This is a genomic window from Streptomyces sp. WAC06614 (genome assembly GCF_003949795.1).
In the GTDB taxonomy this organism is placed as follows: domain Bacteria; phylum Actinomycetota; class Actinomycetes; order Streptomycetales; family Streptomycetaceae; genus Streptomyces.
On record NZ_RPRY01000447.1, the window covers coordinates 1 to 4,632 of the forward strand.

Here is a 4,632-nt window from a genome sequence, read left to right on the forward strand (position 1 = left end):
CCCCCGGGTGGCCCGGCAGCCGGGCAGCCGAGGCAGGGCCCTGCGGGGTGACCCGGTCGACGGCCGGCACGGCCGCAGGGCCCGGTAGCCGGGCGGCGGGACCTCGCCCCGCCCCCGGCGGCGAGGGCGGCAGGGCCGCGGTGCGGCCGCGTGCCTGGCGGTGGACTCCCCGGCCCCGGCCCCCCACCCGTACGACTGCGGGCCGCTGGCCGCGGGCACACCGGCCCACGGGCGGTGAGGCCTCGGCAGGGCGGGTGCGGCGGGTCGCCGGGCCACCCGGCCGACGGGCGGCAGGGCCCCTGCGGGGTGACCCGGCCGACGGCCGGCACGGCCGCAGCGCCCGGTAGCCGGGCGGTGAGCCCCGGCCCGCCCCCGGCGGCGAGGGCGGCAGGGCCGCGGTGCGGCCGCGTGCCGGGCGATGGAATCCCGGCCCCGGCCCCCCACCCGTACGACTGCGGGCCGCAGGCCGCGGGCACACCGGCCCACGGGCGGTGAGGCCTCGGCCCCCACGACGGCGAGGGGGGCCGCGGCCGGGCGGGTGCGGTGGGCCCCGGGCCCGGCCCGGGCCCGTACGACGGTGGGCCGGCGGTCGTGGGCGCCCGTCACGGCCCCGCCGACCCGGCGGGCCGTGGCGGTGGGGCTACGGGCGGGTGAGGCCCAGGCGGGCTCGGAGGCCTGTGCGTTCGTCGGCGGCCACGGCGGCGGCGCCGTCGGTCACCGTTTCGTAGACCGCCAGGATGTCCGCCCCGACGGTCGACCAGTCGAAGCGGCGCACATGGGCCGAGCCGCTCGCGCTGAGCGCCGCGCGGCGCTCCGGGTCGCCCAGCAGGGCGACCGCCGCGGCCGCCAGCGCGTCCGGATCCTCGTTGGCGAACAGCTCGCCCGCCCCGCCGTGGTCCAGGACCTGGGCGAACGCGTCCAGGTCCGAGGCCAGGACCGTCGCGCCCGCCGACAGCGCCTCGACCAGGATGATGCCGAAGCTCTCGCCGCCGGTGTTGGGGGCCACGTAGACGTCCACGCTGCGCAGCAGCCTGGCCTTGTCCTCGTCGGAGACCATGCCGAGGAACTCCACCTTCGACCGGAGCCCGGCCGGCAGCGAGGCCACGGCCTCCTCCTCGTCGCCCCGGCCGGCGACCAGCAGCCGCACGTCGGGACAGGCCTCGACGATCTTCGGGAAGGCCGCCATCAGCACCGGCAGGCCCTTGCGCGGCTCGTCGATGCGGCCGATGAACCCCAGGGTCCGGCCGGACCAGGCCGCATTCGGCTCGGCGCGGGCGAAGAAGTCGACGTCCACCCCGTTCGGGATGACCACCGCGTCCCCGCCCAGGTGCTCCACCAGGGTCCGCCGCGCGTACTCGCTCACCGCGATCCGCGCGCTGATCTTCTCCAGGGCCGGCTGGAGGATCGGGTACGCCGCGATCATCGCCCGCGAGCGCGGGTTCGAGGTGTGGAACGTCGCCACGATCGGCCCCTGCGCCGCCCAGCAGGCCAGCAGCCCCAGCGAGGGCGAGGCCGGCTCGTGGATGTGGATCACGTCGAACGTGCCCTCGTGCAGCCAGCGCCGCACCCGGGCCGCGGACAGGAAGCCGAAGTTCAGCCGGGCCACCGAGCCGTTGTACGGGACCGGGACGGCGCGGCCCGCGGAGACCACGTACGGCGGCAGCGGGGTCTCGTCGTCGGCCGGGGCCAGGACGGACACCTCGTGGCCGAGCCCGATCAGGTGCTCCGCCAGGTCCCGGATGTGGAACTGCACCCCGCCGGGGACGTCCCACGCGTACGGGCACACGATGCCGATCTTCACGCCGACCGTTCCTCCGACCGCTTCCCCGACCGCTCCTCCTCGGCCGGCCGCGCCGGCTCCCTGCGCGGCTCCAGGTCCGCCAGCCACAGCCGCTGCAGCATGTGCCAGTCCTCCGGGTGCGCGGCGATGCCCTCGGCGAAGACGTCGGCCACCGCCTGGGTCATCGCCGCGGTCTTCTCCTGCCGCGTCCCGGTCTCCGGCACCGGCACCGGCGGGTGGATCCGCCCGCGCATCACCGGCGTCTCGTCGTACCAGAGGGTGACCGGCAGCAGCACCGCCCCGGTCTGCTGCGCCAGCAGCGCCGGCCCGGCCGGCATCCGCGCCGCCGAGCCGAAGAAGTCCACCTCGACGCCCGAGGCCGACAGGTCCCGGTCAGCGACCAGGCAGATCAGCCCGCCCGCCCGCAGCCGCCGGGCCAGCACCCCGAACGCGGCGCCGCCGGTGTGCGGCAGCACCTCCATGCCCAGTCCCTCCCGGTACGCCACGAACCGGTCGAACAGGCTCGCCGGCTTCAGCCGCTCCGCCACGGTGGTGAACGGGATCCGCAGGTGCGAGGTGACCCAGGCACCGGCCAGGTCCCAGTTGGCCAGGTGCGGCAGCGCCACGATCACGCCGCGGCCGGCGGCGATGCCGTCCGTCAGGTGGTGCGCGCCCTCGATCAGGACCTCGTCCGCGAACCGCTGCCGGTTCATGGCCGGCAGCCGGAACGACTCCATCCAGTAGCGCATGTACGAGCGCATGCCGGCCCGCGACAGCTCCCGCAGCCGCTCCGGCCCCGCTCCGGGCACCACCCGGGCCAGGTTGGACTCCAGCCGCAGCACACTGCCGCCCCGCCGCTTCCAAGCGTAGTCCGCCACCTTCCGGCCGAGTGCGACGGCCGCCGGCTCCGGCAGCTTCTTCACCCCGGCCCAGCCGAGCCCGTACAGCCCGTCCGTGAGCCGGTCCTTCAGCCCGGGCCGCTCCCCGGCGGCCGCCGACGTCCCGCCGGGCGCCCCGCCCTGGTCCCCGGCCATCAGTGGGCACCGCTTCCCGAGGCCGCGTCGGCCGCGTCGGCCTCCGCCGCCTCGCGCCGTACGGTGACCACCCGCTGGACCAGCGTCACCAGCGAGCCCACCGCCACCGCCCACAGCGCCACCGGCAGGACCACGCCGATCCAGGACGGCACGCCGAAGATCTGCAGGCCCGACAGTCCGGCCGCGGTCAGCGAGAGCACCAGCCGCTCGGCCCGTTCCACCAGGCCGTTCACGGCCACCGGCAGCCCGATCGACTCGCCGCGCGCCTTGGTGTAGGACACCACCTGGCCGCTGGCCAGGCAGAAGATCGTCACCGCGCACAGCACGTTGTCGTCGCCCCGGCCCGCGTACCACAGCGCCAGACCGCCGAAGATCGCCGCGTCCGCCACCCGGTCCAGCGTCGAGTCCAGGAACGCGCCCCACCGGCTGGAGACCCCCGCCTGCCGGGCCATGTTGCCGTCGACCAGGTCGGAGAAGACGAACAGGGTGATGGTGATCGTGCCCCAGAAGAACTCGCCCCGCGGGAAGAACCACAGCGCGCCCGCGACCACTCCGGCGGTGCCGATCAGCGTGACCGCGTCCGGGCTCACCCCCCGCCGGAGCAGAAACGCGGCGAACGGTGTGAGGACACGCGTGAAGAAGGCACGCGCGTACTTGTTCAGCATGGTCTTCCCGGAGGGTCGCTGGGCCGCGCGGCCCCAACGACCACCGGCTGGCCCATCGTAGCCAGCGGCCCGCCCGAGTTCGGCCCGCACCCTCCGGACGGTGTCGCGGCGCGGAGGTGGCCGGTCCGCTGCGGCCGGAGGTACGACGTATGGACGGAGTGTGACAGCGGTGCAAAGCTCGTAGAACCTCATCCTCCGCACCACGAACGGGAGGCACGAGCATCATGGGTGACAAAGCACAGCAGCCCGGAGCCGCCGGCAGGGCACTGACGGCCGACCGGCCCACCTCCATCCGGAACGTGGTGCTGGTCGGCCACAGCGGAGCGGGCAAGACCACCTTGGTCGAGGCCCTGGCCCTCACCTCCGGGGCCGTGAACCGGGCGGGCCGGGTCGAGGACGGCGGCACCCTCTCCGACTACGACGAGACCGAGCACCGCCAGCAGCGGTCGGTGCAGCTCTCGCTCGTCCCCGTGGAATGGGGCGGCATCAAGATCAACCTCCTGGACACCCCCGGATACGCCGATTTCGTCGGCGAACTCCGGGCCGGCCTGCGCGCCGCCGACGCGGCCCTCTTCGTCGTCTCGGCCGCCGAGGGCCCCGACGGACTCGCCGGCCCCACCCGCATGGTCTGGGACGAATGCGCGGCCGTCGGGATGCCCCGGGCCATCGTCGTCACCCATCTGGAGGCATCGCGCGCCGACTACGCACAGATGACCTCCGTGTGCGGCGAGCTGTTCGGCGGCGACGACCCCGACGCCGTCCTCCCCCTCTACCTCCCCCTGTACGGAACCCCCGGCGCCGACGGCCACGCCCCTGTCACCGGCCTGCTGGGGCTGCTCTCCCGACGCGTCTACGACTACTCCTCCGGCAGCCGCGCCGAACGCGACCCCGACCCCGCCGAGCTGGCACTGATCACCGAGGCCAGGGCCCGGCTCATCGAGGGGATCATCGCCGAGAGCGAGGACGAGACCCTCATGGACCGCTACCTCGGCGGCGAGGACATCGACCTCAAGACGCTCGTGGACGACCTGGAGCGGGCCGTCGCCCGCGGCACCTTCCACCCCGTGCTGATGGCCGCCCCCGCCCCCGACGGGGCCCGCCAGGGCCTGGGCACCGTCGGGGGCGGGGGCGGCCATCAGCACGGGGTGGAAGG

Annotated in this window: 4 protein-coding genes; 1 reads left to right on the top strand and 3 read right to left on the bottom strand. The window is 75.5% G+C overall.

The window, feature by feature from the left end; translation table 11 throughout:
* Positions 1-640 precede the first annotated feature (640 nt).
* From EF918_RS32860 to pgsA, 3 genes are all read right to left on the bottom strand, one after another.
* Positions 641-1,801 (bottom strand): glycosyltransferase family 4 protein, encoded by a 1,161-nt coding sequence (locus EF918_RS32860; RefSeq protein ID WP_125652556.1) that lies wholly within the window; start codon positions 1,799-1,801, stop codon positions 641-643.
* Positions 1,798-2,751, bottom strand: a complete 954-nt coding sequence (locus tag EF918_RS32865; RefSeq protein ID WP_260610906.1) for a phosphatidylinositol mannoside acyltransferase — start codon at positions 2,749-2,751, stop codon at positions 1,798-1,800. Before EF918_RS32865 ends, EF918_RS32860 begins: the two co-directional genes overlap by 4 nt.
* A gap of 62 nt (positions 2,752-2,813) precedes the next feature.
* The gene (pgsA, locus tag EF918_RS32870; RefSeq protein ID WP_125652558.1) at positions 2,814-3,479 is read right to left on the bottom strand and encodes a phosphatidylinositol phosphate synthase; all 666 of its coding nucleotides are present in this window, start codon (positions 3,477-3,479) and stop codon (positions 2,814-2,816) included.
* A gap of 224 nt (positions 3,480-3,703) precedes the next feature.
* On the opposite strand from pgsA, the gene EF918_RS32875 reads away from it, so the two are divergent.
* Positions 3,704-4,632: GTP-binding protein (locus tag EF918_RS32875; RefSeq protein ID WP_125652559.1), on the top strand; the 929-nt coding region annotated here is incomplete at its 3' end.